This window comes from Burkholderia crassaminum (assembly GCF_964265005.1).
Classification (GTDB): Bacteria; Pseudomonadota; Gammaproteobacteria; order Burkholderiales; family Burkholderiaceae; genus Burkholderia.
Genome location: NZ_OZ183799.1, coordinates 1993406 through 2018433, shown reverse-complemented (window position 1 = coordinate 2018433; position 25028 = coordinate 1993406). Strand labels below are relative to the sequence as shown.

Here is a 25028-nt window from a genome sequence, read left to right as displayed (position 1 = left end):
GTAGGGCGCGCGAGCGCGAATGCAACGGAGGGCAACATGGACGTGCGACACGGCTTCGTCGACTGCGTGGGACGCACGCCGTTGATCCGGCTGACGAAGCTCAGTGCGGAAACGGGCTGCGAAATCCTGGGCAAGGCGGAATTCATGAATCCCGGCGGCTCGGTGAAGGATCGCGCGGCGCTCTACATCATCCGCGACGCCGAGCGGCGTGGCGCGCTGAAGCCGGGCGGCACCGTCGTCGAGGGCACGGCGGGCAACACGGGCATCGGTCTTGCGCATATCTGCGCGGCGCGCGGTTATCGCTGCGTGATCGTGATTCCCGATACGCAATCACCGGACAAGATGGCGATCCTGCGCACGCTCGGTGCCGACGTGCGCCCGGTGCCGGCGGCGCCGTACCGTGACCCGAACAACTATCAGAAAATTGCTGGACGGCTCGCGGACGAACTCGACAACGCGGTATGGGCCAACCAGTTTGACAACGTCGTGAACCGGCAGGCGCACTACGAGACGACCGGGCCGGAAATCTGGCGCGACACGGCGGGCACGGTCGATGCGTTCGTCTGTGCGACCGGCACGGGCGGCACGCTGGCGGGCGTGAGCCGCTACCTGAAAGAGCAGAATCCGGAGATCCGGATCGTGCTGGCCGATCCGCACGGCAGCGGGCTCTACGGTTACGTGAAAACGGGCGACCTCAGCGCCGAAGGCAGCTCGATCACCGAAGGCATCGGTTCGACGCGCGTCACCGCGAATCTGGCTGGCGCGCCGATCGACGACGCCGTGAGGATCGACGATACGGAGTGCGTGACGATGGTCTACCGGCTGCTGCGCGAAGAAGGGCTGTACGTCGGCGGATCGAGCGGCATCAACGTCGCGGCGGCGGTCTGGCTGGCCCGCCGGATGGGCCCCGGGCATACGATCGTGACCTTGCTGTGCGATCGCGGCGACATCTATCGTGCGCGGCTTTTCAACCGCGAATGGCTGCGCGAAAAGGGGTTGGAACCGGAGCGGGCGCCCGAATGAGGAAGGGGCGAGGCGGCGTTTCCATTGGCTCGAATGCGACCTATGCTGAACAAATCCGGAGCGAACTCCGTTCGCCCGATTCGCCCAGACGAGGTGTGTCATGCCTGTATCTGCCACCCTGCAGGATTGCCTGCGCCAGAAGTCATCCCGGTACGAAGTGGTGTACCACCCCTATAGCCATACGAGCATGGAGACGGCCGCCGCCGCGCATATTCCCGGCGATCGCCTCGCGAAAACCGTGCTCCTTGAAGACGACGAAGGCTACGTCGCCGCCGTATTGCCGACCACGCACGCCGTGCGCCTGTCGGATCTCTGGGTGAAGACGGGACGCCATCTCGTGCTTGCCCGCGAGGTCGAACTGCGCGAGCTGTTCAAGGATTGCGACATGGGTGCGCTGCCGCCGGTCTGCATGGCGTACGGAATGAAGACGTTTCTCGAGGAACGTCTCGCGCAGCAGCCGGAAGTCTATTTCGAGGCCGGCGACCACGAAGCGCTGATCCACATGATGCAGGATGAATTCCTGATGCTGATGGAGACGGCCGAGCGTGCGCATTTCTCGCACAAGATGCAGGGCATGCAGTCCTGACGCGCGCGGTGCATGGGCATTTGCCGGTGCGTGTGTGACAGGGTTGTGTGTCGGGGCAATCGTCGAATTTTCGGCTAGTTGTTTCGATGTGCGAAATACTATGCCGGTTTTTTCAGGTGGCTGGTCAACCTGAAATTTCCATCGCATTCCAGATTAACTGTCCGGATATCTTCCGCGTGCCAGACGTTTTGAGGAGACGATATCGGCCAGTTCGAGGCGGTCGATTGACGCGCCTGGCGACCGATGCGGGCATTGACGAAGCGAGGGTGCGCATCCAGCCGGTCGCTTCCCGGACGACCCGTTTTGGTGCGGTGCAGGAAATACGCCTTTATTTATGTTGAAGCGGCTTAATATCCGGTTTTGCATATATCCATACAATTCAATTACCGTTTTAATAATAAAAGTTTGATTTGTGCTTACCGTAATATTATTTGAATAAACCCTCCAAACTTTGTATTCGGGCATCAAATAAAGTTTGACGCGCAAATTTTTTCCTTGCTATCTTCTGCACCCAAGTGAACGGCACCAGTGACATCACCGTGTAACGAACGGCTAATCGTCATGCGACTTACAAGGTGCCGCCCGCTCAGCTGACAATTGCCTGAACGAGCAGGCGCGTGGTTTTCCGGTACCACACCGGGCCGCGCCGGCCGGAACGATTCCTTGAAAAAGAATGAATTGGAATTCGAATGTAATTCTTTCAATTCGGATTGCTAATTGAATTTGAAATGAAATGTTCGGGTTGATGCGGTGGTGATGCCGACCTGGCTTCACCGTCGGCTGCAATCCGAAACTGGGCGAATCGCTTGGGGGATGGATGGTGGGCATGAAAGTCGAAGAACGTCTGGCTACATCGAACAGCGGACTGGCTACGCTGGGCCGTCCGCGAGAGTTCGGCAAGAAGCAACAGAACCCGGTACGCCGGTTCGGCGGCATCGGAATCGTCCTGGTGCTGCATGCAGTGCTGATCTACGCGCTGCTCAACGGCCTGGCGACGAAAGTCGTCCAGGTGATCCAGCATCCGATCGAAACCCGCATCATCGAGCCGGTCAAGCCGCCGCCGCCACCGCCGATGCCCGTGGTCAAACTCCCGCCGCCGAAATTCGCGCCGCCGCCGCCGCCGTTCGTCCCGCCGCCGGAAGTGCCGGTGCAGGCGCCGCCGCAGGCGACGATCACGCACCAGTCGGCCCCGGTACCGTCCGCGCCGGCCGTGCAGGCACCGGTCGTGGCGCCCCCGGCACCCGCCAAGCCCGTCAGCCATGACGTGGGGGTCGTCTGCCCGAACTCGGACACGCTGCGCGCGTCGATCCAGTATCCGAAGGAAGCACAGGAAAACAACATCACGGGCGACGTGACGATCGAATTCGTCGTGGATGCGGAAGGGAACATCACGAACGAGCGCGTGGCGCAGTCGGCGGACCCGATCCTCGATCGCGCTGCCTTCAACACCGTGAAACGATTCAAGTGCGTCGCGCAGGGCCAGTCGGTGCGGGTCCAGGTACCGTTCTCGTTCAATCTGAATTGATGCAGTGGGCGGCCCGGCGCGAACCGGGCCGGGAAAAACCATCTCGAACTGACGTATTAAGTTCACCGAAATAACTGGAGTGGGGTATGACGAAGCGTTCAATGGCCGCGCTGGCGGCAAGCATCCTGATGTCCGTCGCCGCAATCGACGGGTTCGTTGCGCCGCAGCTCGCCCATGCGCAGGCAAGCGGCGCGGCCGACACATCGGCACAGGCCGCGGCGCCGTCGGCTGCGCCGACCACGGCTCCAGCCGCAGCCGAGCCGGCTCCGCCGCCCGCACCGGCCGCAACGGTAGCGGTCGAGAATCCGTACGGGCTCGGTGCGCTATGGAAGAACGGCGACTTCGTCGCCCGTTTCGTGCTGATCCTGCTGGTGATCATGTCGATGGGAAGCTGGTACATCATGATCACGAAGTTCCTGGAGCAGTTGCGCGCCAACCGCCGCGCGAAGCTGGCGGACGCACAGCTCTGGTCCGCGCCGTCGCTGGCCGAGGGCGCCAAGCTGCTCGACGAGGCGTCGCCGTTCCGGTTCATCGCCGAAACGGCAATCGAGGCCGGCGAGCATCATGAAGACGCGCTGCTGGAAGCGGTGGACCGCAACACGTGGATCGACGTCTCGGTCGAGCGCTCGATCACGAACGTGTCGAACCGGATGCAGGACGGACTCGCATTCCTGGCCACGGTGGGCTCCACGGCGCCGTTCGTCGGGCTGTTCGGCACGGTCTGGGGGATTTATCACGCGCTGACGGCCATCGGTATCGCCGGCCAGGCGTCGATCGACAAGGTCGCGGGCCCGGTGGGCGAGGCGCTCATCATGACCGCGATCGGCCTCGCCGTCGCGGTGCCCGCGGTGCTCGGCTACAACTTCCTGGTCCGGCGCAACAAGTCGGTGATGGAGCGGGTTCGCAACTTCGGCGCGCAACTGCACACGGTGCTGCTGGCCGGCAATCGGCGCCCGGTGCGCGCATCGTCCTCGTCGTCTGCAGCAGCATCGCTTGCGAACTGATCGGCTGACGGAGACGCGCGATGGCCATGAACGTCGGGCAGGACGATAGCGACGAGGTGATCGCCAACATCAACACGACGCCGCTCGTCGACGTGATGCTGGTGTTGCTGATCATCTTCCTGATCACGATTCCGGTCGTGACGCACACGATCCAGCTTCAGTTGCCGAAGGAGACGGTGCAGCCGCTGCAGACAACGCCGAAGAGCATCGAGATCGCGGTGAACCGCGACGGCGATTTCTTCTGGGGCGAGCAGCTGGTGGATGCACAGACACTGCTCGCGAAGCTGAAGGACGTGTCGCAGCAGCAGCCGCAGCCGAGCGTCCACGTGCGGGGCGACCAGAACACGCGTTACGAGTTCATCGGTCGGGTGGTCACGATGTGCGAGCGCGCGGGGATTGCGAAACTGTCGTTCATTACGGAGCCGCCCGCGCGTGGTGGATAGTCGTGCACGGGAACGTTGGTGAGGCAGGGGGCCGGCGGCAAGGGTTGACGTACTGATGCCGGTCGACCGCGAAGCATGGGGCCAGCGTAAGTGCTGAAGCGCTAACGATGATCGACCGCGAAGCATGGGATCGGCGTAAGTGCTGAAGCACTAACGCTGATCGACCGCGAAGCATGGGGCCAGCGTAAGTGCTAAAGCGCTAACGCTGATCGACCGCGAAGCATGGGATCGGCGCAAGTGCTGAAGCGCTAACGCTGATCGACCGCGAAGCATGGGATCTGCGTAAGTGCTGAAGTGCTAACGCTGATCGACCGCGAAGCATGGGACCAGCGTAAGTGCTAAAGCACTAACGCTGGTCGACAGGAGTCGACGATGGGAATGAATGTGCCTTCGGGCGGGAGCAATGCCGAACCGGAAGTGATGGTCGATATCAACACCACGCCGCTGATCGACGTGATGCTGGTGTTGCTGATCATGCTGATCATCACGATCCCGATTCAGATGCATTCGGTGAAGATGGACCTGCCGGTGGGCAATCCGCCACCGCCGGCCACGCCGCCGGAAATCGTGCAGATCGACATCGACTTCGACGGCACGACGACGTGGAACGGTGCACCGGTGCCGGACCGTACGGCGCTCGAGGCGAAACTGACCCAGGTGGCGGCGGAACCCGTGCAGGCGGAAATCCACCTGCGCCCCAACAAGCTGGTGCCGTACAAGGACGTGGCCGCCGTGCTCGCGTCCGCGCAACGCGTGGGCGCGACCAAGATCGGCCTGATCGGTAACGAACAGTTCATGCAATGACGACACGGACGAGCCGATGAACCAGCGACGATGGAAACGGATGATGGCGGTGGCGGCGCTCGGCGCGGCAGGCTTGCTCGGACGCCCGGCGTTGTCGGCGGACGCGCTGCGGCCGGACGTGGCGAAACCGTTGGCGGCCGCTCAGGAGCTGTATCGCGCGCACAAGTACCGCGACGCGCTCGGCAAGATCGCCCAGGCGGCCGCCGTGCCGAACCGGACGCCGTACGAAACCTACATGGTGGAGGAGATGCGCGGCGCGGCCGCGATGGCGGCCGGCGACCCGGGTACGGCCGCGCAGGCCTACGAGGCGGTGCTGAACTCGGGGCGGCTGTCGGGCGAGGACGAGCAGCGGACGACGGCGGCGCTGGCCGGCATCTACTTCCAGCAGAAGAACTACCCGCTGGCGATCCGGATTGCCCAGCGCTACCTGAAGGCAGGGGGATCCGATCCGGAAATGCGCACGCTGCTCACGCAGTCGTACTACCTGTCAAACGATTGCGCGCCGCTCGTGAGCCAGTTGAAAGCGAGCACCGACGCGCAGGCGAATGGCGGGCACGCGCCGGATGAAGGGCAGTTGCAGATGCTTGCGACCTGTGCTCAGAAGGTGAAGGACGGCAACGCGTATCGCAGCGCGCTCGGGCTGCTGGTGGCCTACCACCCGAGCCCCGCGTACTGGGACGAAATGGTCACGGCCATTCGCGGCAACCCCGGCTATCTGCCGTCGCTCGACCTCGACATCTACCGGTTGCGCCGGGCGACAGGCTCGCTCGCGACAGCCAACGCGTACATGGAGATGACGCAGCTCGCGCTGGTTGCGGGGTCGCCCGCCGAAGGCAAGCAGGTGATCGACCAGGGGTTCGCGTCCGGCGTACTCGGCAAGGACGCGCAGGCGGATCGCGAGAAGCGGCTGCAGACGCTGGCAGCAAAGCGCGCGCAATCGGGCGGCGACGCCGCAACGCCGTCTGCGCCGATCGACGCGGGTATGAACCTCGTCTTCGCAGGCAATGCGCAGCAGGGGCTGCCGATGATGGAGCAGGCGATTGCGAAAGGCGGGCTCGAGCATCCCGATGCGGCGCGACTGCGGCTCGGCGAGGCGTATTACGTGGCCGGCCAGAAGGCGCGGGCGGTCCAGGTACTGCGCACGGTCAAGGGTACCGACGGTTCCGGTGACCTCGCACGGCTCTGGACGGTGGTGGCATCCCGGTAACGCAACGCAAGGGTACGACGGCGCACGGTGCGGGAGCGGATGCGATCGGCAAACGAGGTGCCGCCGCGATAGCACCGATGCACGACTGGCAGGTCAGCCGATGGAAAGGGGCAACCTTGTTGATTAGTAAACCGAATGAAATGTGCGAGGGCTGCGTGGCCGCGCGACGCAGGTGCCGTGCCGCACCACGCGTGGCGTGCATGCCGCGACGGCGTGCAGCCGGGTATCGCGCCGGGCCGGTCGCGTCACGGCATCGGTCGACGCTTGACGACATCAAACCGAATTCGACTGCGAGGGTCCGTCTTTCCATGGCTTTGCCCCCTGATGAGTCGGTGCTCGTCGCCGTGTCGCTAGGCAACAAGATCCGGGCGCTGCGCCAGCGCCTGAAGCTCACGCTCGACGAAACGTCCACGATCGCCGGCATTTCGAAGCCGTTCCTGTCGCAGGTCGAGCGCGGGCGGGCGACGCCGTCGATCACGTCGCTGGTCCGGATCGCGAAGGCGCTGGGCGTGACGATGCAGTACTTCATCGACACGCCGACGGAAGCGCGCTCGGTATGCCGCGGCGATGCGCTGCAGTATTTCCAGTTCACGAACTCGGCCAGCCGGTTCGCCCGGCTGACGAATCTGGTGGACGGCCGCAAGCTCGACGCGATTCTCGTCAGGATGCCGGCGGGCCAGTTGTCGTCCGAGGTGACGACGCATGCGGGCGAGGAGTTCGTCTACGTGTTGCGCGGGCAGGTGGCGCTGACGCTCGAGGATTGCACGTTCACGCTGAACGAGGGCGACACCGCGCATTACGAATCGACGATGCCGCATGCGTGGCGCAACACGGCCGACGAAGAGGCGGTGATCGTCTGGGTCGGCACGCCCAGGCTGTTCTAGCAAAGGCGACCGGCGCGGCAGGCCGCCACGAAGGAGAAGTACCCGATCGGTAGCGGAGTGTGCGCAGTACGGCGCGTGCAGAGGCTCGCCGTGTGCATCGCGGCTGTCCGTCGAATCGGCAGGAAGCAGGCAAGGCGCTCAATGTAGGTGGTTAGCATGACGAATCAAAAATAGAAAACGACGGTGATGCTGAAAGGTGCTGGTGCCCCGAAGCCGATCCGTTCGAGTCGTGGCAGTCGAAAGCATGGCAATCGCGGGTTCCGGCACACGGGCACCCAGGACGCGCAAGGAATTCACAAGGTTCCGGCGCACAGCAGGTGGGGTCTTACTACGAGCGAGAGGGAACAAGATGAAGCAGAGAGTTTTGGCGTTGGCCATCAAGAGGATAGTCTGGGCGGAACTGGCGCTGACGGCAGTCCTGGCGCCGCCGGCGTTTGCCCAGAGCCAGCCGGCGCCGGGCGCCGTCGCGGTCGCCGATGCGGTCGCGAACGGCGCGCCCGTGACCGTTGCACAGGCGGGTGGCACGCCGGGCGCCGCCGCTGCCACGGGCGCCGCGGCGCCCGATGCGGCAGCGGGCGCGGCAACCGAGGCCACGCCCGCTGTACCCGGTGCGAACGGGCAAGGCAAGGTCGCGCAGATCAAGCGCTTCGAAGTGACGGGTTCGCTGATCCGGCAGGCCGACAAGACCGGTTTCCAGCAGGTGCAGACGATCACGCCGAAGGAAATCCAGGCCAGCGGCGCGGTGACCGTCACCGACTTCCTGCGTGACGCGGCGGCCAACTCGGCGAACAGCTGGGGCGAAGGGCAATCGGGCAACTTCGCGGCTGGCGCGGCCGGCATCGCGCTGCGCGGCCTGTCCGAGAAGTACACGCTCGTGATGGTCGACGGCCAGCGCGTCGCACCGTACGCATTCTTTTCGAACAGCGTCGACTCGTTCTTCGACCTCAACACGATCCCGCTCAACGACATCGAGCGGATCGAAATCGTGAAGACGGGCGCCGTGTCGCAGTACGGTTCGGACGCGATCGGCGGTGTCGTCAACATCATCACGAAACACGATTTCCGTGGCCTGCAGCTCGACGGCAGCCTTGGCAGCGCGATCAACGCCGGTAACGGCGACGGCACGGTGAAGTTCGGCGTGCTCGGCGGCTTCGGCGACCTGAACGCCGACCGCTTCAACGTGACGGCCGCGATGAGCTACTACAAGTCGAACGGCTTCACGCTGGCCGACCGCGATTCGACGCGCAACCAGGACTTCACGGGCAAGCCGGGCGGGTTCTCGCTGCTCGCGCCGTCGTACTGGAACATGCCCGGCGGTGTCGCGCAGGCGCTGAACGGGGGCTGCCCGTTCGGCGGCTCGGTGCATCCGGCCGTGTCGAATTCGCTGTCGGCCGGGTCGCAGGGCACGGTCTGCGGGTACAACACCGCTGAAAGCACGTCGATCCTGCCGATGACGGAGCGCCTGAACGCGAAGCTCCATGCGGACTTCAAGATCGACGACAAGACGACCGCGTTCGCGGATTTCCTCGAGAGCTACAACACGACCACGACCAACGACGGCTTGTGGAACAACGTGATCGGCAACTCGCAGAACCCGGCGCTCGTCTGGAATCCGCAGACGAAGCTGCTGTCGCCGTTCAACTTCACGGTACCGGTCAGCAACCCGTACAACACGACAGGCGCGGCCACGCCGCTCACCTACGCGTTCCCGAACACGGTCGCGCAGAAGACCTGGGCGAACTACTGGCGTGCGGCCGCCGGCATCAAGGGGTCGTTCACGTTGCCGTACGGCGACTGGGACTGGGCGACGTCGGTCAGCCATTCGCAGAGCACGGTGTCGAACGTGTTCACGAACCAGCTGAACGTCAATGCGCTGAACAACATCTACCAGAACGGCACGCTTAACTTTGCGAACCCCGCGGCGACGCCGAACGCGTTCAACGGGCTGTACCAGGAAGCGAACAACTTCGGCATCTCGAAGCTCGACACGATCGACGCGACGCTGTCGACGCCTAACCTGTTCCATCTGCCGGCCGGCGACGTCGGTATCGGCTTCGGCGCGCAGTTCACGCACCAGAGCGAAGTGCTGACGCCGGGCTCCGAATACCTGAGCGGGGCGGTCATCACGCCGGACCTCGAGACGGTGAACGGCCAGCGCAACGTCGCGGCCGTGTATTACCAGATCAACGTGCCGATCCTCGAGAACCTGACGTTCAGCCAGGCGGGCCGCTACGACCACTACACGGACGTGGGCGGCGCCTTCTCGCCGCGCTTCGCGTTGCGTTACCAGCCGATCAAGGCGCTCACGCTGTATACGTCGTACAACCGCGGGTTCCGCGCGCCGACCTTCGTCGAGGACAGCAAATCACAGACGCTCGGCATCCAGATCGACCCGGCCACCGGCCAGAACTATACGTCGATCACCGTCGGCAACCCGAACCTCGCGCCGGAACGCACGCGTAACTTCAACATCGGCTTCCAGGTGTCGCCGAGCAGGTACACGGATCTCGGCTTCGACTGGTACAAGATCCGCATCGACAACGTGATTGGCCAGGGTGCGCCGTCGCAGGTCGTGACCGATCCGACGACGGGCCAGCTACTGTACAAGGTGATCCCGTACCAGAACCTCGGCTACCTCGACACGAACGGCTTCGAAGGCACGTTCCGCCAGGGGCTGCCGCTCAAGGGCTGGGGCACGGTCACGCTGTCGGGTGACTGGGCGTACATCAACAGCTACAAGATCGGCTTCCCGGGTGGCACACCGGTGAACGGCGCGGGCAACAACTACACGATCACGCAGCCGTTCGGCGGCAGCTTCCCGCGCTGGCGCGGCAACACGACGCTGGACTGGAACTACCGGAAGTTCGACGCGGCGCTGACGTGGGAATTCACGGGCCCGTACGCGCAGAACCTGATGCCCGCACCCGCCCCGTCGAAGGTCGGGTCGTACAGCCAGTTCAACCTGATGATGACGTACACGGGTTTCAAGAACTGGACGATCTACGGCGGCATCAACAACCTCTTCAACCGCACGCCGCCGTACGACCCGGAATTCGCGAACGGCACGCTGGACCAGAGCGGGTACGACACGTCGGTGTATTCGTACATCGGCCGGTTCGCGCAGATCGGCGCGACGTACAAGTTCTGATGGCGATCGCGATGCACTGACAGGCTTTAGACCGGCCGCTCCACGTCCACTACCCCCCTTTTGGAGCGGCCTTTTTTCGCCTGGCGCCACGACGGCCCGCAACCGGGACGCGCGGCGGCGCAGTTGATCCGATCGAGTACAGCACGAACCATTCGCGGGACGCGGCCGGTATGCGGCGTCCGGCACAGGCATCGACCGTGCGCAGGCATCGCGCCCGCACGTTTCCGGACAGACTGACCATGAGACTGTTGAATGGGCGACGGGCACGCGTGCCGCGCCACTCGCACCTGAAGCGCACGCACGCGCGGATGCGCGCCGCCACGCGCGCCGCGCTGCTCGCGTGCGCCGCGTGGCTCGTGTCGGGCGGCGTCATGCCGCAGGCCGCGCTCGCCGTGCCGGCGATCTCGCAATACGATCATCCGAAATATCCACCGGGCTTCACGCATTTCGACTACGCGAATGCGGATGCGCCGGACAGCGGCACGCTCAATTTCGAAAACTACGACGAAACGCAAAGCTACGACTCGCTGAACCCGTTCCTCGTGCGCGGCTCGCCCGCACCGGACATCAAGAACCTGATGTTCGACACGCTGATGCAGCGCAGCTGGGACGAGCTCGCATCCGAATACGCGCTGATCGCCGACGACGTCGACGTCGCGCCCGACGGGCTGTCCGCGACGTTCCACCTCAATCCGGCCGCACGCTTTTCGAACGGCGACCCGATCACCGCGGCCGACGTCAAATATTCGTTCGACACGCTGACGAGCCCGCAGGCCTCGCCGCTGTACAACGCGCAGTTCTCGATCATCAAGCGCGCGGTGGCCGTCGACGGCCACACGGTGCGCTTCGAGTTCAAGCACGCGGAGCGCGACGCCGCGCTGATCGCGGGCGACCTGCCGGTGTTCTCGCCGAAATGGGGGCAGCGTGCGGACGGCACGCGACCGCCGTTCGACCAGATCGCGAACGTGCCGCCGATCGCGAGCGGCGCGTACCTGATCGACCAGCGCAAGAACGACAAGCAGATCAGCTACGTGCGCGACCCGCACTACTGGGCGGCGAACCTGCCGTCACGGCGCGGCATGTTCCGCTTCGCGCACGTGTCGTTCAAGCTGTACCTGGATCAGTACACGGCGCTCGAGGCATTCAAGGCCGGCGACATCGACGCGCGCATGGAATACAGCGCGACGCAGTGGGCGCGCAAATACGTCGGCAAGAATTTCCGCAACGGCATGCTCAAGCGCGGCGAGTTTCCCGACGGCCCCGCGCAGATGCAGGGTTTCCTGATGAACATGCGCAAGCCGATGTTCCAGGACGTGCGGGTGCGGCATGCGCTCGCGCTGGCGTTCGACTTCGACTGGATGAGCCGGATGATGTTTTACGGGCAATACCGCCGTACCAACAGCTTCTGGGAGGCGAGCCCGTTCGCGGCAACCGGCACGCCGAGCGAGAAGGAGCTTGCGCTGCTCGAACCGTTCCGCTCGACGTTGCCGCCCGAGGTGTTCGGCCCGATGGTCCAGCAGCCGTCGACGCTGCCGCCCGATTCGCTGCGTGCGAACCTGAAGCAAGCGCGCGACCTGCTCGCGCAGGCCGGCTGGCATTACCGCGACGGCGCGCTGCGCGACGCGAACGGCACGGCGATGACGATCGAGATCATCGACGACCAGCCCGGCATGGACCGCCTGATCCTGCCGTACACGCAGGCGCTCGCGATGCTCGGCATCCACGCGTACCTGCGGGAGATCGACAGCGCGGTCTACCTGAAGCGCCTCGACAACTTCGAGTACGACATGACGACGTACATCTACCTGCCGGTGACGATCCCCGGGGCGGAGCTGACGCGCCGCTTCGGCAGCGCGGCCGCGTCCCAGCCGGGCTCCGAGAACTATCCGGGCGTGAAGTCGCAGGCCGTCGATGCGCTGATCCGCGCGGCGCTCGCGGCCGACACGCTCGACGATCTCGAGACGGCCACGCATGCGCTCGACCGCGTGCTGATCAACCTGTACGCGCTGATTCCGCAGTACTACCTGCCGAATGCACGGATCGCGTACAAGGCGGCGCTCGGCCATCCGGCGATCGTGCCGGACTCCTATCAATACGAGGACTGGATCATCGACTACTGGTACGTGAAGCAGCCGGCGGCGAAGCCCGCGCCGGCGGCCTGACGGGGGAACGACGATGCTGGCATACATACTCAGGCGATTGCTGCTGATGATCCCGACGCTGATCGGGGTGGTGACGATCACGTTCGCGGTCACGCAGTTCGTGCCGGGCGGCCCGGTCGAACAGGTGCTCGCGCAGTTGCGCCACGGCAGTGCGCGCGGCGGGGAGGCGGGGGGCGCAGGCGGCGGCTACCACGGTAGCCAGGGCGTCGACCCGCAGCAGATCGAGCAGATCCGCAAGCAGTTCGGCTTCGACAAGCCGCCGCTCGAACGCTACGTGCTGATGCTGAAGAGCTATGCGACGTTCGATCTCGGCCAGTCGTATTTCGCGCACCGCAGCGTGTGGGCGGTCATTCGCTCGAAGCTGCCGGTGTCGATCACGCTCGGGATGTGGACGGTGATCCTCACGTACCTGGTGTCGGTGCCGCTCGGCATCGCGAAGGCGGTGCGCAACGGGTCGCGGTTCGACACCGTGACGAGCGTGCTGGTGCTGGCCGGCTACGCGGTGCCGGGCTTCGTGCTCGGCGTGCTGCTGCTGATGCTGTTCGGCGGCGGCACGTTCTGGCAGGTGTTCCCGATGCGCGGGCTCACGTCCGACAACTTCGACGACCTGACGCTGACGGCCAAGGCGCTCGACTATCTGTGGCACATCGTGATGCCGGTGACGGCGTCGGTCATCGGCAACTTCGCGATCGTCACGATCCTGACCAAGAACACGTTCCTCGACGAAATCGGCCGGCAGTACGTGCTGACCGCACGCGCGAAGGGCGCGCCCGAGCGCGACGTGCTTTGGAAGCACGTGCTGCGCAATGCGGCGATCCCGTTGCTCACCGGGCTGCCGGCCGCGTTCGTCGGCGCGTTCCTGAACGGCAACCTGCTGATCGAGACGCTGTTCTCGCTCGACGGCATGGGGCAACTGTCGTACGACTCGGTGATCCGCCGCGACTATCCGGTCGTACTCGGCTCGCTGTTCCTGTTCACGTTGATCGGCCTGCTGACCAAACTCATCGCGGATATCTGCTATGTCCTCGTCGACCCCCGTATCCAGTTCAACCGCCTGGACCACTGACCAGGCATGCGCCGCGTGCGCCGCGTCGCCGTCACCGTGGCGGCGTACGTGGTTGCGCTTTCGCGCGCAGCCGCTCGGCTACTGGAGCCTCGTGATCTTCATGGTGCTGTTCGTGCTCAGCCTGGGCGCGAATGTCCTGTCGAACGACCGGCCGCTGATCGTGCGTTACGACGGGCACTATTACTTCCCGATCGTGAAGGACTATCCGGAGACTGCGTTCGGCGGCGATTTTCCCGCGATGACGAACTATCTCGACCCGTACATCCGCACGAAACTCGAGTCGCACGGCAATTTCTCGATTTATCCGCCGAACCGCTATCGCTACGACACGATCGACTATTTCGCGTCGCGGCCGTATCCGGCGCCGCCGTCGGCCAGCAACTGGCTCGGCACCGACCAGTTCGGGCGCGACGTGCTGGCGCGGCTGCTGTACGGGTTCCGGCTGTCGGTGCTGATGGCGTTTGCCCTGACGGTATCGGGCGTGCTGGTCGGCGTGCTGACCGGCGCGCTGCAAGGTTTCTACGGCGGCCGCACCGACCTGGTCGGGCAGCGCCTGATCGAGATCTGGAGCGCGCTGCCGGACCTGTACCTGCTGATCATCTTCGCGTCGATCTTCACGCCGTCGCTGTGGCTGCTGTTCATCCTGCTGTCGATGTTCGGCTGGCTCGTGCTGTCCGACTACGTACGTGCCGAATTCCTGCGCAACCGCGCGCTCGATTACGTGAAAGCGGCGCGCACGATGGGGCTGACGAACGCGCAGATCATGTGGCGCCACGTGCTGCCGAACAGCCTCACGCCGGTGATCACGTTCCTGCCGTTCCGGATGAGCGCGGCGATCCTGTCGCTGACGAGCCTCGATTTCCTGGGCCTCGGCGTGCCGCCGCCGACGCCGAGCCTCGGCGAGCTGCTGCAGGAGGGCAAGAACAATCTCGATGCGTGGTGGATCTCGATCGCGGCGTTCGCGGCGCTGGTGGTGACGCTGCTGTTGCTCACCTTCATGGGCGATGCGCTGCGCAACGCGCTCGACACGCGCACGCGCGGTTCGGCATTCGGCGGAGGGCGATGATGACGAGACCGTTGCTGCAGATCGACGGGTTTTCCGCGCATTTCGGCGCGAACGCGGCCGTCCAGGACCTGAGCCTGTCGATCGGCCGCGGCGAGCGCGTGGCGCTCGTCGGCGAGTCGGGGTCGGGCAAGAGCGTGACCGCGCTGTCGATCCTGCGGCTCGCGCAGCAGGCGACGCTGTCGGGGCGGATGCTGTTCGACGGCGAGGATCTGCTCGCGAAGACCGAGCAGCAGATGCGCGGGATCCGCGGCGCCGATATCGCGATGGTGTTCCAGGAGCCGATGACGGCGCTCAATCCGCTGTATACGATTGGCAAGCAGATCGCCGAGAGCCTGCGGCTGCACGAGGGGCTGCGCCCGGGCGACGCGCGCGAGCGCGGGATCGCGCTACTGCGGCGCACCGGGATTCCCGAGCCGGAGCGCCGCATCGACAGTTTTCCGCATCAGCTGTCGGGCGGGCAGCGGCAACGCGCGATGATCGCGATGGCGCTGGCATGCCGGCCGCGGCTGCTGCTCGCCGACGAGCCGACGACGGCGCTCGACGTGACGGTGCGCCAGCAGATCGTCGACCTGCTGATCGACTTGCAGGAGCGGGAGGCCGCCGCGCGCGGGATGGCCGTGCTGCTGATCACGCACGACCTGAACCTCGTGCGGCGCTTCGCGCAGCGTGTGGCCGTGATGGAGAAGGGCGTGCTGGTGGAGACCAACACGACCGCCGCACTGTTCGCGGCGCCGCAGCATCCGTATACGCGCCGGCTGCTCGACAGTGCGCCGCAACGGGCGCTCGAGCCGGTCGCCGCCGGCGCGCAGACGATCCTCGACGTACGGCACCTCGCCGTCGACTACCGCATGACGGCGAAGGGCTGGCGCTCGGTGCTGGGCAAGGCGACGTTCCGCGCCGTGCACGACGTGCAGTTGAGCCTGAAGCGCGGCGAAACGCTCGGGATCGTCGGCGAGTCGGGCTCGGGGAAATCGACGCTCGCGGCGGCGGTGCTCGGCCTGCAGCGGCCGGCGTCGGGCGGGATCGAGATCGACGGCATGCCGCTGGCGTCGCTGCGTACGACGCAGGGCCGGCGCACGCTGTACGGGCGCATGCAGGTGGTGTTCCAGGATCCGTTCGGCTCGCTGTCGCCGCGCATGACGGTCGAGCAGATCGTCGGCGAAGGGCTGGGCGTACACCGGCCGCAGGTGGCCGGCGACGCACGGCGGGCGCGGATCGCCGCGCTGCTGCAGGAGGTCGGCCTGCCGGCCGAGGCGATGCTGCGCTATCCGCACGAGTTTTCCGGCGGGCAGCGGCAGCGGATCGCGATCGCGCGGGCGCTGGCGGTGGAGCCGGAACTGCTGGTGCTCGACGAGCCGACGAGCGCGCTCGACGTGTCGATCCAGAAGCAGGTATTGAATCTGCTGACGAATCTGCAAAAGAAGTACAAACTCAGCTACCTGTTCATCACGCACGATCTGGCGGTGATGCGCGCGATGGCTCACCGGGTCGTCGTGATGAAGGCGGGGCGCGTGGTGGAGGAGGGCGAGACGCTCGACGTGCTGCACGCGCCATCCCATCCTTACACGCGGGCGCTGCTCGCGTCGTCCCTGCTGGCGCCGGAGCGCGCCGCGCAGGAGAGGCAAGAGAGAACCGATGATTGACGAGAACCGGGCGCCGGGCGCCCGAGCCGTACAGGCGGCGCAGGCGTTGCGCAGTGACGCCGATTTCTGGTCGCTACGCATCGTCGACGAGACGATCGACGAACATGCGGTGCGTAACGACGTCGCGCAGCCGTTCTCGCGCACGCGCGAGCGCGGCGCGATGCTGATGGCCTGGGCCGGCACGGGCGCGGGCTATGCGGCGACGCCCGACCTGTCCCCGGCCGGGCTGCAGGCGGCGCTCGACATCGCGACCGCGCGGGCACGGGCAAGCGCGCCGTGGGCGCTGGTCGATCATCGCCAGGCTGCGCGCCCGCAGGCGAGCGGCACCCATGCGTCGCCCGATGTCGATGCGGCGCTGCCGTCGCGGGCGGAATGGATCGAGCGTCTCGCGCACGAATGCGCGGCGGCGAACCTTGGCGCGCGCATCGTCGAGCGTGTGGCGAGCGTGATGATCGTCAACACGGAGCAGTGTTATCTGACGAGCGACGGCGTCCGGATCGACCAGCGGTTCCGCTTCCTGATGCCCGAACTGCACGCGGTCGCCCACGCCGACGGCGACACGCAGACACGCTCGCTCGGTCAATCGGGCACGCTGGCGCAGGGCGGCATCGACGTGCTGGCGCGCTACGGCTTCGACGGCGCCGGCGCGCGCGTCGCCGACGAGGCGCTGCAACTGCTCGCCGCGCCGAACTGCCCGACCGGCCGGCGCGACCTGCTGCTGATGCCGGACCAGATGATGCTGCAGATCCACGAGTCGATCGGCCATCCGCTCGAACTCGACCGGATCCTCGGCGATGAACGCAATTTCGCCGGATCGAGCTTCGTCAAGCCGGAGATGGTTGGGCACTATCAGTACGGCTCGCCGCTGCTGAACGTCACGTTCGATCCCGAACCGTCCGCCGAAGCCGCGTCCTACTCGTTCGACGACGACGGCATGCCGGCGCGCAAGCAGTACCTGATTCGCAACGGCGTGCTCGAACGGCTGCTCGGCGGGGCGCTGTCACAGCAGCGTGCGGGCCTGCCGGGTGTGGCCAACTCGCGCGCGTCGAGCTGGAACCGCGCGCCGATCGACCGGATGGCTAACCTGAATGTCGAACCCGGCGACCAGTCGCTCGATGCGCTGATCGCGGGCACCGAGCATGGGATCCTGATGCGCACCAACACGTCCTGGTCGATCGACGACCGCCGCAACAAATTCCAGTTCGGTTGCGAATTCGGGCAACTGATCGAGAACGGCCGGCTCACGCAGGTCGTCAAGCGCCCGAACTACCGCGGCATCTCCGCACAGTTCTGGCGCAGCCTGCGCGCGGTAGGCGATGCGGGCACGTTCGGCATCTACGGCACGCCTTACTGCGGGAAGGGCGAACCCGCGCAGATCATCCGTGTCGGCCACGCCGCGCCGGCCTGCGTGTTCGCCGGCGTCGACGTATTCGGAGGGGCGTGATGACGGGATTCGATCCGATGGCACGCCGCGCCGGCATCGACTGGCATGCGCATTTCACCCGGCTCGCCGACGAGGCACAACGGCTGACGGCGCCGGCCGAAACCGTCCTGCTCGGCTTCTCCGGCGAAACGTCCGACTTCATCCGCTTCAATGGCGGCAGGATCCGCCAGACCGGCCGCGTCACGCAGGGGCGACTGTCCGTGCGGCTCGTCGACGGGGCGCGGCAAGCGCACTCGGCGCTGACAGTGTGCGGCGATCCGGCCGCCGACCTGCCTGAACTGGCGGCCGCGCTGGCCGTGCTGCGCGACGGCCTGCGCGATGCGCCGGACGATCCGCACTTGCTGTTCGATACCTCGTCGTGGGTTCAGGAAACGCGCCGCACCGGGCGCCTGCCGGATGCGGACGGGCTCGCGCGCGTCGTGACCGAATGCGCGCGCGGGCTCGACTTCGTCGGCTTTTACGCGGGAGGTACGCTGGCGCGCGGCTTCGCGTCGTCGACCGGCAGTCGCGGCTGGTACGAGGTCGAGAACTTCAACTTCAGCTGGTCGCTGTACGACCCGAGCGGACGGGCGATCAAGACCGTCTATGCGGGGGACGACTGGCGCGATGCGGCGTTCGCCGCCCGCGTCGAGGCGGCCGCCGCGCGGCTGCCCGTGCTCGGCCGCACGCCGAAGGCGCTTGCGCCCGGGCGCTACCGTGCGTATTTCGCGCCGGACGCCGTCCACGAGATGACGAGCCTGCTTGGCTGGAGCGGCTTTTCGGCGCGCGCGCTGGCGAGCGCCCGCAGCCCGCTGCATCGCCTGTACGCCGGCGAGGTCGCGCTCGATCCGCGCGTGTCGATCACCGAGGATTTGTCGCTGGGCCTCGCACCGGCGTTCAATGCGGACGGCTACCGGCGCGACAGCGTGCCGCTCGTCGTCGGCGGGCGGGGGGAAGGGCAGCTCGTGAGCGCACGCACCGCGCGCGAGCACGGGCGAGCGCCGAACGGCGCGGACAACGGCGAATCGCCGCAGTCGCTGGCGATCGCGGGCGGCACGCTCGCGGATGCCGACGTGCTGGCCGCGCTCGACACGGGGCTCTACGTCGGCAACCTCTGGTACTTGAACTTCTCGGACCCGATCGCCTGCCGGATGACGGGGATGACGCGCTTCGCGACGTTCTGGGTCGAAGGCGGGCGCATTGTCGCGCCGGTCGACGCGATGCGATTCGACGACAGCTTCTACCGGCTGTTCGGGCCGGAGCTCGAGCAGCTCGGCGCGGTGCCGACGCTGCTCGCGAACGACGACACGTACGGCGAACGCGCCACCGGGGGCGCGCAACTGCCGGGGCTGCTCGCGCGCGCGTTCGAACTCACGCTGTAGCGCGGTTGCCGATATTCGCCGATGCCGTCATTCTTCATCGACCGTCCCGTCTTTGCCTGGATCGTCGCGCTCGCGATCGTCGTTGCGGGCGTGCTGGCCATTCCGCAACTGCCGATCGCGCAGTATCCGCGCCTGGCGCCGCCGCGGGTCGTGATCACCGCGGCCTATCCGGGCGCGTCGACCGAGACGGTCGATGCCGACGTCGGCAGCATCATCGAGGAAAGCCTCGACGGCGCCGACGGGCTGCTGTACTACGAGACGAGCAGCGATGGTCACGGCAACCTCGAGATCGACGTGACGTTTTCGCCCGGTACCGATCCGGACATCGCGCTCGTCGACGTCAACAATCGCTTGAAGCAGGTCGAGCCGCGGCTGCCGCAGCAGGTCGTCCAGCAGGGGATCGGCGTGTTCAAGGCAGCGAACACGTTCCTGATGCTCGTCACGCTGACGTCGACCGACGGCACGCGCGATTCCGCGCAGCTCGGCGATTACCTGAACCGCTACGTGCTGCGCGAGTTGAAGCGCGCGCCGGGTGTCGGTGCGGCCGAGCTGTGGGATGCCGGCGAGGCGCTGCGGGTCTGGCTCGATCCGGTCAAGTTGCGTGAATACGACCTCGGTGCCGACGACGTGATCGCAGCGATCAGCGCGCAGAATGCGACGGTCACGGCCGGTGCGATCGGCGATGCGCCGTTCGTGCATGGCCAGCAGCTCACCGCGACGGTCGTGGTCAAGGGGCAGCTGACGTCGCCCGAGGAGTTCGGCCGGATCGTGCTGAAGTCGAAGCAGGACGGTTCGGCGGTGCGCGTCGCCGACGTCGCACGCGTCGAGATCGGCCGCGACGACTATTCGTTCTATTCGCGGCTGAACGGCCGGCCGGCCGCGACGGTCGGCATCCAGCTCGGCCCGCGCGGCAATGCGCTCGAAACGTCGAATGCGATCCGCGCGCGGCTCGCCGAGCTGTCGCGGACGCTGCCGCCCGGCGTCGCGGTCGAGATTCCGTTCGACGGCGCGCATTTCGTCAAGATCGCGATCCACGAAGTCGTGCTCACGCTCGTCGAGGCCGTCCTGCTAGTGTTCTGCGTGATGTGGCTGTTCCTGCGCGACCTGCGCTATACGCTGGTGCCGACCGTCGTGATCCCGGTCACGCTGATGGGCGCGTTCGTCGCGATGTGGGCGTTCGGGCTGTCGATCAACGTGTTCACGATGTTCGGCCTCGTGCTGGCGATCGGCATCCTCGTCGACGATGCGATCGTCGTCGTCGAGAGCGTGCATCGCGTGATGGAGGAGGGCGTGTCGCCGCGCGACGCCACGCGCCGGGCCATGAAGCGGATCGGCGGGGCGATCGTCGGCGTGACCGCGGTGCTGACCGCCGTGTTCGTGCCGATGGCGTTTTTCCCGGGCAGTGTCGGCGGCATCTACCGGCAGTTCGCGGTGTCGATGATCGCGTCGATGCTGGTGTCGTCGTTCATGGCGCTGTCGCTTACGCCCGCGCTGTGCGCGAACCTGCTGAAGCCCGTCGCGCGACACGACGGCGGAGCCGCGCGTGCGACGCGACGCGGCATCGGCGCGCGCCTGGCCGACCGGTTCGGTGCGGCTTTCGCGCGCGCCGAATCCGGTTATCGCCGCGTTGCCGTGTTCGCCGTGCGGCGCACCGGCATGGCCGTGGCCGTCTATGCGGGGCTCGTGATCGCATGCGGGCTGCTGTACTGGATGATGCCCGGCGGCTTCCTGCCCACCGAGGACCAGGGGCAACTGCAGGTGATGATCCAGTTGCCGGCAGGCGCCACGCAGGCGCGCACGCTCGCGGTCGTCGAGCGGGTGGAGGCGATCCTGCACGCGGAGCCGGCGATTGCGAACGTGACGAGCGTGATCGGCTGGAGTTTCGCGGGCAGCGGGCAGAATGTCGGGATGGCGTTCGTGGAACTCAAGGACTGGGCGCAGCGCGACTTCGACGCGATGGCGTTGCGCGACCGGCTCAACGGGCGTTTCGGCGCGATCCTCGACGGCGACGTCGAGGCGGCGCTACCGCCTTCGGTGCGCGGCATCGGGCATTCCGACGGATTCACGTTCCGGCTCGAGGATCGCGGCGGGGTCGGGCTCGACGCGCTGAAGGCGGCTCGCGAGCAGCTGGCCGAACGTGCGAAGGCGGATCCGCTGCTCTCTGCCGTGCACTTCGAAGACCTGCCGGACGCGCCGCGTATCGAGCTCGATGTCGATCGCGCGAAGGCGTATGCGCTTGGCGTGCCGTTCGAGCGGATCGCGGGGCTCCTGGGCGGCACGTTCGGCTCGAACTACATCAACGACTTTCCGGCGTCGGGCCGGATGCGGCGGGTGATCATCGAGGCCGATCCGGTCGCACGCGCGACCGATGCGCAGCTGATGGCGCTGACCGTGCCGAACCGCACCGGCGACATGGTTCCGCTCTCGGCCATTGCCGCGCCGCACTGGACGATCGGCCCGGTGATGCTGAACCGGTACAACGGCTATCCGTCGCTCGACATCAGCGGCCGGGCGGCGACCGGTACGAGTTCGGGCGCGGCGATGGCGGAGATGGAGCGGCTTGCCGGTGCGCTGCCGGCCGGGATCGGCTTCGACTGGGTCGATGCGGCGCGCGAGGAGCAGGTCGCCGCACGGCAGACGCCGCTGCTCGTCGGGCTGTCCGTGCTCGCGGTCTTCATGGCGCTCGCCGCGCTGTACGAAAGCTGGACGATTCCGCTGTCCGTGCTGACGATCGTGCCGCTCGGCATGATCGGCGCGATCGCGGCGGCGCTCGCGCGCGGCATGCCGAACGACGTGTACTTCAAGGTCGGGATGATCACCGTGGTCGGGCTGGCGGCGAAGAACGCGATCCTGATCGTGCAGTACGCGCGCGACCTGGCTGGTCACGGCGTGTCGTTGCGGCAGGCGGTGGTCGACGCGGCCGCTGCGCGATTCCGGCCGATCGTGATGACGTCGATGGCGTTCCTGCTCGGCGTCGTGCCGCTCGTGCTGGCGACGGGCGCCGGGGCGGAAAGCCGGCGCTCGATCGGCACGGGCGCGTTCGGAGGCGTGCTGGCGGCGACGGTGTTCGGGCTCGTGTTCGCGCCGGTGGCCTTTCGTGTCGTGGCGTCGGCCGGGCGACGCGGCCGGCGTGCAGCGGTGACGACGCGCGACGATCGTCAGGCGGAGACGGTAGGGGAGTGATGCAGCCCGCCGGCTGATTTTCGTGCGTTGCGTTGATCAGATACGATCGTCGTGCGGATGGCTCGCAGGCGACTCGCAGTCAACTCAACTCAAGGAGACTGATTCAAACCATGTCCTACGTTCTGTATTACTCGCCCGGCGCGGCAAGCATGGCCGTGCACTGGATGCTGATCGAACTCGGTGTGCCGTTCGAAACGCGCCTCGTCGATATCGATACGGGTGCGCAGCATACGGCCGAGTACCTGCGGCTGAATCCGGCCGGCCGCGTGCCGACGCTGGTCGTCGACGGCGTACCGCGGACCGAATCGGCCGCCTTGTTGATGCTGCTTGCCGAACGTCATCCGGAGCCGGCCCTGGCTCCCCATCCGGGTGCGCCCGAACGTCCCGAGTGGTTCGAGATGATGATCTATCTGGCCAATTCCGTACTGCCTGCGATGCGAAACTGGTTCTATGCGGAGACGGATGGCGATCCGCGATGCGCTGAGATGGTGAAGGCGTTTTCGCAAGGACAGGTCGAGGCGTCGATGGCGCAGCTCGATAATTTGCTGTCCGACGGTCGTTCGTACCTGATCGGCAATCGGTTGAGTACGGTCGACTTCCTTGCGCTGATGCTCATGCGCTGGACGCGCAACATGCCGCGCCCGGCAACGACGTGGTCGAATCTGGCGAGGTATATACAGCACCTTCGCGGGATGCCGACGTTTATCGAGTTGAATGCGCGCGAAGGTCTGACGGAGTGGGTGAATCCGGGTTCGTGAGCGTTTCGGGGGTGTTCAACAGTGCGGCAGCGGTCGGTTGGGGGCTGCTTGCCGCGGGTTTTTGGGGGGAAATATCGTATTTGACATAATCATCATTATCGATATGACTGGTTGTAGTGGCTAGATTGAAATGTCCGCTTTTGGCTACATAGAAATGTCCGCTTTCGTGCCACGTAAGCTGTCCGGCCGCCGGGTGTCCGGCGCCGGAGGCTGCGATGGCTGCAACGGAGCGGATCACGATGACGATGCGCGAGCTGGACAGGTTCAAGGTCATTCAAGACGTGGCGGACGGCAAGCTCAAGCCATGGCGTGCAGCGGAACGGCTGGAATTGACGACACGACAGATTCGCCGACTGGTCGCCCGGCTGCGTGAGCACGGTCCGGCGGGTTTGGTGTCGGGACACCGCGCGAAGCCCGGCAACCGCCGTCTGGACCCAGGAGACGCCGACCGGGCGCTGTCGATCATCCGCGATCGCTACGCCGATTTCGGACCGACACTGGCCTGCGAGAAGCTCTGGGAATGTCACGGCATTCGGCTGGCCAAGGAGACGGTCAGGAAGCTGATGACGGAGGCAGGTTTATGGGTGCCGCGCCGGCAGCGTCCGCCGAAGGTTTATCAGCCGCGAGCGCGCCGGGCGTGTCTGGGCGAGCTGATCCAGATCGACGGCAGCGACCATCGATGGTTCGAGCAACGCGCGGCGGCCTGCACGCTGCTGGTGTACGTGGACGACGCGACGAGCCGGCTGATGATGCTGCACTTCACGCAAACAGAATCGACCTTCAGTTACTTCGAGGCAACGCGAGCGTACATCGAACGTCACGGCAAGCCGGGGGCGTTTTACAGCGACAAGGCCAGCGTGTTTCGCAACGTGAAGCCAGGCAAGACTGGCAATCGCGTGACACCGTTCGGCCGCGCGATGTACGAGCTGAACATCGACACGTTCTGCGCGAACAGCAGCTCGGCCAAGGGGCGTGTCGAGCGAGCGCACCTGACGTTGCAAGACCGATTGGTCAAGGAGATGCGATTGCGCGGGATCAACACGGTGGCCGACGCCAACGCTTACGCGCCCTCCTTCATGGCCGCCTACAACGCGCGCTTCGCGAAGCCGCCGAAGAGTGACTTCAATGCGCATCGGACGCTACGGGCCAACGAGAGTCTGGACTTGGTGCTGACGTGGCGTGAGCCGCGGAAAGTGACGAAGTCGCTGACGGTACAGTACGACCGGGTGATGTACTTGCTGGACGACACGTCGGAGAACCGGAAGCTGATCGACCGGCAGATTGAGGTGTGGGAGTACCCGGATGGACGAATCGAGCTCCGGGCTGACGATCGCGTGCTGCGCTGCCGGCAGTACGATCGTTTGGCTGAAATCGATCAGGGTGCCGTCGTCGAGCACAAGCGTTTGAGCCATGTGCTGCAGGTCGCGCAAGCGCTTCAGGCGCAACGCGATAACAGCCGAATCGGTAAAGCGCCGTCACGCACACATCGCGGCGACTCAACCCGGACCGACCGAAACGAACCCCAAGCGGGCAAGAAGAAGCAACGCAAGATCACGCAGGCCGACGTCGAGCATGTGATCGTGGATCTGGCGCAACGTCGGCAAACCGCAAAGCCGCCAAACAAACCTGGCCGTCGGTCTGCAAAAGCTGAAGATACAAACGCAAGCGCCCTGCCCGTTCAGGCACCGACCTTCGACACTGCGTAATGGTTAAAGCGAGGA

18 protein-coding genes are annotated in these 25028 nt (G+C 65.9%); all 18 read left to right on the top strand.

Features of this window, described 5'->3' with window-relative positions; all coding sequences use genetic code 11:
• Positions 1-36 precede the first annotated feature (36 nt).
• Positions 37-1023 carry a cysteine synthase A gene (locus tag ACPTTF_RS09270; RefSeq protein ID WP_423370996.1) on the top strand — a complete coding sequence of 329 codons (987 nt, stop codon included), beginning with the start codon at positions 37-39 and terminating at the stop codon, positions 1021-1023.
• Positions 1024-1123: 100 nt separating this feature from the next.
• Positions 1124-1609 carry an aminoacyl-tRNA deacylase gene (locus ACPTTF_RS09265; RefSeq protein ID WP_122945468.1) on the top strand — a complete coding sequence of 162 codons (486 nt, stop codon included), beginning with the start codon at positions 1124-1126 and terminating at the stop codon, positions 1607-1609.
• A gap of 826 nt (positions 1610-2435) precedes the next feature.
• Positions 2436-3134: an energy transducer TonB gene (locus ACPTTF_RS09260; RefSeq protein ID WP_089425491.1), complete on the top strand. Its 699-nt coding sequence runs from the start codon at positions 2436-2438 to the stop codon at positions 3132-3134.
• Positions 3135-3220: 86 nt separating this feature from the next.
• Positions 3221-4138, top strand: coding sequence for a MotA/TolQ/ExbB proton channel family protein (locus ACPTTF_RS09255; RefSeq protein ID WP_423370995.1), 918 nt, complete (start codon positions 3221-3223; stop codon positions 4136-4138).
• Between the two features lie 20 nt (positions 4139-4158).
• Positions 4159-4581, top strand: coding sequence for an ExbD/TolR family protein (locus tag ACPTTF_RS09250; protein WP_021160935.1), 423 nt, complete (start codon positions 4159-4161; stop codon positions 4579-4581).
• A 372-nt stretch (positions 4582-4953) separates the two neighbouring features.
• On the top strand, positions 4954-5385 hold the full coding sequence (locus ACPTTF_RS09245; protein ID WP_048022780.1) for an ExbD/TolR family protein: 432 nt from the start codon (positions 4954-4956) through the stop codon (positions 5383-5385).
• 16 nt (positions 5386-5401) lie between these two features.
• Positions 5402-6592 carry a tetratricopeptide repeat protein gene (locus tag ACPTTF_RS09240; protein ID WP_423370994.1) on the top strand — a complete coding sequence of 397 codons (1191 nt, stop codon included), beginning with the start codon at positions 5402-5404 and terminating at the stop codon, positions 6590-6592.
• Positions 6593-6900: 308 nt separating this feature from the next.
• Positions 6901-7476 (top strand): helix-turn-helix domain-containing protein, encoded by a 576-nt coding sequence (locus tag ACPTTF_RS09235; RefSeq protein WP_166964533.1) that lies wholly within the window; start codon positions 6901-6903, stop codon positions 7474-7476.
• Between the two features lie 349 nt (positions 7477-7825).
• Complete coding sequence (locus ACPTTF_RS09230) at positions 7826-10624, top strand: TonB-dependent receptor (protein WP_423370993.1); 2799 nt, start codon at positions 7826-7828, stop codon at positions 10622-10624.
• Positions 10625-10932: 308 nt separating this feature from the next.
• Positions 10933-12786 carry an extracellular solute-binding protein gene (locus ACPTTF_RS09225; RefSeq protein ID WP_423371867.1) on the top strand — a complete coding sequence of 618 codons (1854 nt, stop codon included), beginning with the start codon at positions 10933-10935 and terminating at the stop codon, positions 12784-12786.
• A gap of 13 nt (positions 12787-12799) precedes the next feature.
• Entirely contained in the window at positions 12800-13852 is a 1053-nt protein-coding gene (locus tag ACPTTF_RS09220) for a microcin C ABC transporter permease YejB (RefSeq protein ID WP_423370992.1), read from the top strand.
• Positions 13806-14918 (top strand): ABC transporter permease, encoded by a 1113-nt coding sequence (locus ACPTTF_RS09215; RefSeq protein ID WP_423370991.1) that lies wholly within the window; start codon positions 13806-13808, stop codon positions 14916-14918. The genes ACPTTF_RS09220 and ACPTTF_RS09215 overlap by 47 nt, the downstream gene beginning before the upstream one ends.
• Entirely contained in the window at positions 14918-16561 is a 1644-nt protein-coding gene (locus tag ACPTTF_RS09210; protein WP_423370990.1) for an ABC transporter ATP-binding protein, read from the top strand. Before ACPTTF_RS09215 ends, ACPTTF_RS09210 begins: the two co-directional genes overlap by 1 nt.
• Complete coding sequence (locus tag ACPTTF_RS09205) at positions 16554-18005, top strand: TldD/PmbA family protein (protein WP_423370989.1); 1452 nt, start codon at positions 16554-16556, stop codon at positions 18003-18005. The genes ACPTTF_RS09210 and ACPTTF_RS09205 overlap by 8 nt, the downstream gene beginning before the upstream one ends.
• Positions 18005-19366: a TldD/PmbA family protein gene (locus ACPTTF_RS09200; RefSeq protein ID WP_423370988.1), complete on the top strand. Its 1362-nt coding sequence runs from the start codon at positions 18005-18007 to the stop codon at positions 19364-19366. Before ACPTTF_RS09205 ends, ACPTTF_RS09200 begins: the two co-directional genes overlap by 1 nt.
• Positions 19367-19387: 21 nt before the next feature.
• Positions 19388-22549 (top strand): multidrug efflux RND transporter permease subunit, encoded by a 3162-nt coding sequence (locus ACPTTF_RS09195; RefSeq protein ID WP_423370987.1) that lies wholly within the window; start codon positions 19388-19390, stop codon positions 22547-22549.
• A 110-nt stretch (positions 22550-22659) separates the two neighbouring features.
• Positions 22660-23307 (top strand): glutathione S-transferase family protein, encoded by a 648-nt coding sequence (locus tag ACPTTF_RS09190; RefSeq protein ID WP_423370986.1) that lies wholly within the window; start codon positions 22660-22662, stop codon positions 23305-23307.
• A gap of 215 nt (positions 23308-23522) precedes the next feature.
• A complete protein-coding gene (locus ACPTTF_RS09185; protein WP_423368572.1) occupies positions 23523-25013 on the top strand; it encodes an ISNCY family transposase in 1491 nt (496 codons plus the stop codon).
• Positions 25014-25028 lie beyond the last annotated feature (15 nt).